This is a genomic window from Streptomyces sp. NPDC002573 (genome assembly GCF_042889625.1).
Lineage (GTDB): Bacteria > Actinomycetota > Actinomycetes > Streptomycetales > Streptomycetaceae > Streptomyces > Streptomyces gibsoniae.
Map to the genome: position 1 here is coordinate 1 of NZ_JBIARC010000202.1, position 3,578 is coordinate 3,578.

Below are 3,578 nucleotides of genomic sequence, written 5' to 3' on the forward strand. Positions count from 1 at the left end.
TCTTTGTCTCTGTGTTGCTGGGGGTGTCGGCCCCCCGGGGGGGGGGGGGGGGCCCCGCCCGGGGGGGGGGGGGGGGGGCGGGGGGCCCCCCCCCCCCGGGGGGGGGCCCCCCCCCCGACGGCTTTTCAGCTCCGGCTTCCGGGGCCGGCTCAGGCCGCGTCGTCCTGTCGCTCTTGGAACGCCTGGTCGTGCAATAACCCATGGGCGGACCACGGCGACCGCTGCTAACCTTCCGGAGGCCGTGCGAGAGAACGAGGAGGTGGTACCCGTGGACACAGTATCGACGTGGGTGCTCCCCTCCGGGGTCACGGTCGGGCGATAGGTCGTCCGGGAGCGCCGTTCAAGAGCACTCCCGAAAGGCACGACCATGCAGTTCACTTCCGAGCAGCGCCTCGACGACGGCGTCCTCGAACGCGAATTCACCCTCGGCGAGATCCCCGGCGTCCTGTGGACGTCTGGATCCGAACCGGCCCCGCTGATCCTGATCAGCCACAACGGCGGCCTGCACAAGCGGGAACCGCGGCTGGTGGCCCGGGCCCGGCACTACGCGGCGCAGTACGGCTTCGCGGCAGCAGCCATCGACGCCCCCGGGCACGGTGACCGGCCCCGTTCCGCCGCCGATGAGCAGGCCCGCGCCGACCTCCGCCGGGCAGTTCAGGCCGGCGAGCCGGTCGACGAGATCCTCGACGCCTTCATCCTGCCGCTGGTCGAGAAGGCGGTCCCGGAATGGCGGACCACCCTGGACGCCCTCCTTGCGCTGCCCGAGATCGACGGCCCCGTCGGCTACAACGGGATGACCGCCACCGGCATTCGGCTGGCGCTGGTCGAGCCGCGCATCTCGGCCGCCGTCTTCTTCGGCCAGGGCTTCGTGCCCGGCAACCTGCGCGAGGAGGCCCGGCGGGTCACCCTTCCGCTGCAGTTCCTGATGCAGTGGGACGACGAAGGCATGGAACGGCAGCCGACGCTGGACATGTTCGACGCCTTCGGCACCAAGGAGAAGACGCTGCACGCCAATCTGGGCGGCCACGCCGGTACCCCGTGGTTCGAGGTGGACGACGGGGCCCGGTTCTTCACCCGGCACCTGAAGTGAGCCCGGCACGGGAGCCGGCCGTGTCGTCGGCCGGCGCCCGTCGCCTTGCCCCCTGTTGCCGCGGGCGGTCGGCGCTGACCGCTCGTGGGGCGTTCACCGGGGGATCGAGGTGCCGACGCGCGCGATGAGGAGGGCGATGTCGTCCTGCGCGGGGGTCGGGGCAAGGCGGTCGATGAGGGTGTCGGCCAGCTCGTCGAGGGACGGATGGGTACCGGCGAGGAGGTGGACGAGCTCCGCCAGGCGCTCGTCGAGGTCGTGCTCCCGGGCTTCGACGAGCCCGTCGGTGTAGAGGACGAGCACGGTCCCGGGAGCGACGGGGATCTCGGTGGTCGTGTAGGAGATGCCACCGATGCCGAGCGGTGCGCCGGAGGGCAGGTCGATGAGGCGGGCAATGCCGTCGGGGGTGATCAGCGCAGGTGGGGGGTGTCCGGCCCGGGCGAGCCGGCAGCGGTTGGCCGCGGCGTCACAGACGCCGTACAGGCAGGTGGCCAGGATCGGGCCGTCGAGGTCCTGCATTGTCTGATCAAGGTGGTGCAGCAGCTGGTCGGGGGGCAGGTCCAGGCGGACGAGGGCGCGGAGTGTGCTGCGCATCTGCCCCATGACGGCGGCGGCTGGGATGCCGTGCCCCATGACGTCGCCGATGGCCAGGGCGGCCTTGTCGAGGGTCATGGCGGCCACGTCGTACCAGTCGCCGCCCACCTCACTGGCGTCGGAGGCGGGCAGGTAGCGGTGGGCGACCTCGATACCGCCGGGGGGTTTGAAGCTGCGGGGCAGCATGCTTCGCTGCAGCGTCAGAGCTGTGTCGTGCTCGCGGGCGTAGCGGAGGGCGTTGTCGATCGCCACGGCGGCCTTGGCCGCGATCTCCTCGGCATCGGACAGCTCGTCCTCCGCGAACGGGCTGGGGTTGTCAGCTCGCCAGAGGCCGACCGCACCCAGAAGTGTGCGCCGTGAGGACAGCGGGGCGGTGATCAGCGAGTGCATGCCGTAGTCCAGCAGTCTGCGGGCCTGGTGGCCGTGCCGGCCCTGCCATGCGGAGCAGGTGTGAAGGTCCGGCACGAAGGTCGCCCTCGCGCTCGCGAGAGCGATCTGTGCGCCCACAGGATCGAGCGGAGGGGCGTCGCGGACCCCGCCCAGTGCGACGCGGCGAGCCCATGCGCCGTGGTCGGCGAACGGCTCGTCGACGAGCAGGACGGGCAGGGCCAGATCGACGGTGACGAAGTCGGCGAAGCGCGGGACCAGCACGCGCACCAGTTCCTGTGCGGTCTGCTTCGCGTCGAGAGTCGTGCCGATGACGAAGCTGGCTTCGTACAACAGTCCGAGGCGCTCGTGAGCGTGGCGTGCCTGCTCACGGCTCTCCTCGAGTGAGCAGGCCATGGTGTTGAACGCCGTCCCGAGCTGCCCGATCTCGCCCCTGCCGGCTTCGGGCATCCGCACGGCGAGGTCGCCGCCGGCCAGCCGGGACGCCACGCCGGCCGCCTTGCGGACAGGCCAGACAATGGCCCGGATCATGTACCCGGCGAAGGTCGCGATGAGGAGCATCGAGCCGGCAAGCCCGATCGACGCTGCCACGACCGCTTCCCGGACGTCCTCATCGGCCGCGCTTTCACGCGCCGCGATCAGGGCTTCCTGGGTCGAGTCGTACCGTTCGAACTGCTTCCTGAGCGCGTCGACACGCCGCTTCCCTTCCAGCGTCGCCGCCACGCCGTGTGCCCGGGGATCCCCTCGGCTCGCAGCAGCGACCAGCGGAATCGAGTAGTCGTGGATGAGAGAGTCGCCGGCCTGCCTGATCTGCCGGGCCAGTGTCCTCTGGCTGGGGGTGGTGCTGAGGCGCACGAGTTGCTGTGCCTGGGCGGAGAACGTGGTCCGGGCGGTCTGCCATGGCTCGAGGAACTGCTTCTCCCCGGTGATGACGAAGCCGCGCTGGCCTGTCTCCAGGTCGACGACGAGTCGCTCGACGGTCCTCGCCTGGGAAAGCGCCGTATGTGTGTGACGGTCGGCAGCCGTCGACTCGCCGAGCCCGATGATCGTCCAGAGCAGCACCATGAAGGCAAGCCCGATCAGCAGGACCAACAGCCCACCAGCGACGGCGGTGAGGGGCACCAGCCCCACACGTGCGCGTCTTTCTCGTGGACCTGACATGCGCATCCCCTACCCTGCGCACGAACCGGTGGTCGAGTCGCCGGCAGGGCGGTCTCGCGGTGAGCCCCGTCCCCTTGAGTCTAGGTTGGGTGCGCCGGACCCGCCGCGCACCACGGGAGAGGGAGGGTGCGTGCGGAGGCTGACGCACAGCGACATACCGCGACTCACAGGGACCTTTTGCTGCTCCTAGGGCCGTTCGGAACCACTTCATGGGAATCCGCAGGTGCACACTGGACAGCGGGACGAGTGCCTGAGGGAGTGTCATGAATTGGGTGGGAACTTCACCAGAAGGGACACCTGATGACGATCCAGAGGACTCACTCTCTCGAGACGGTGGGCGGCGTGTCGC

Annotated in this window: 2 protein-coding genes; one reads left to right on the forward strand and one right to left on the reverse strand. The window is 70.3% G+C overall.

Annotated elements, in window-relative coordinates; all coding sequences use genetic code 11:
- Window positions 1-367: 367 nt before the first annotated feature.
- On the forward strand, window positions 368-1,090 hold the full coding sequence (locus ACFYX0_RS47120; RefSeq protein WP_388981836.1) for an alpha/beta hydrolase: 723 nt from the start codon (window positions 368-370) through the stop codon (window positions 1,088-1,090).
- A 93-nt stretch (window positions 1,091-1,183) separates the two neighbouring features.
- Here the strand turns inward: ACFYX0_RS47120 and ACFYX0_RS47125 are convergent, their stop codons facing one another.
- Complete coding sequence (locus ACFYX0_RS47125) at window positions 1,184-3,199, reverse strand: SpoIIE family protein phosphatase (protein ID WP_388981839.1); 2,016 nt, start codon at window positions 3,197-3,199, stop codon at window positions 1,184-1,186.
- Window positions 3,200-3,578 lie beyond the last annotated feature (379 nt).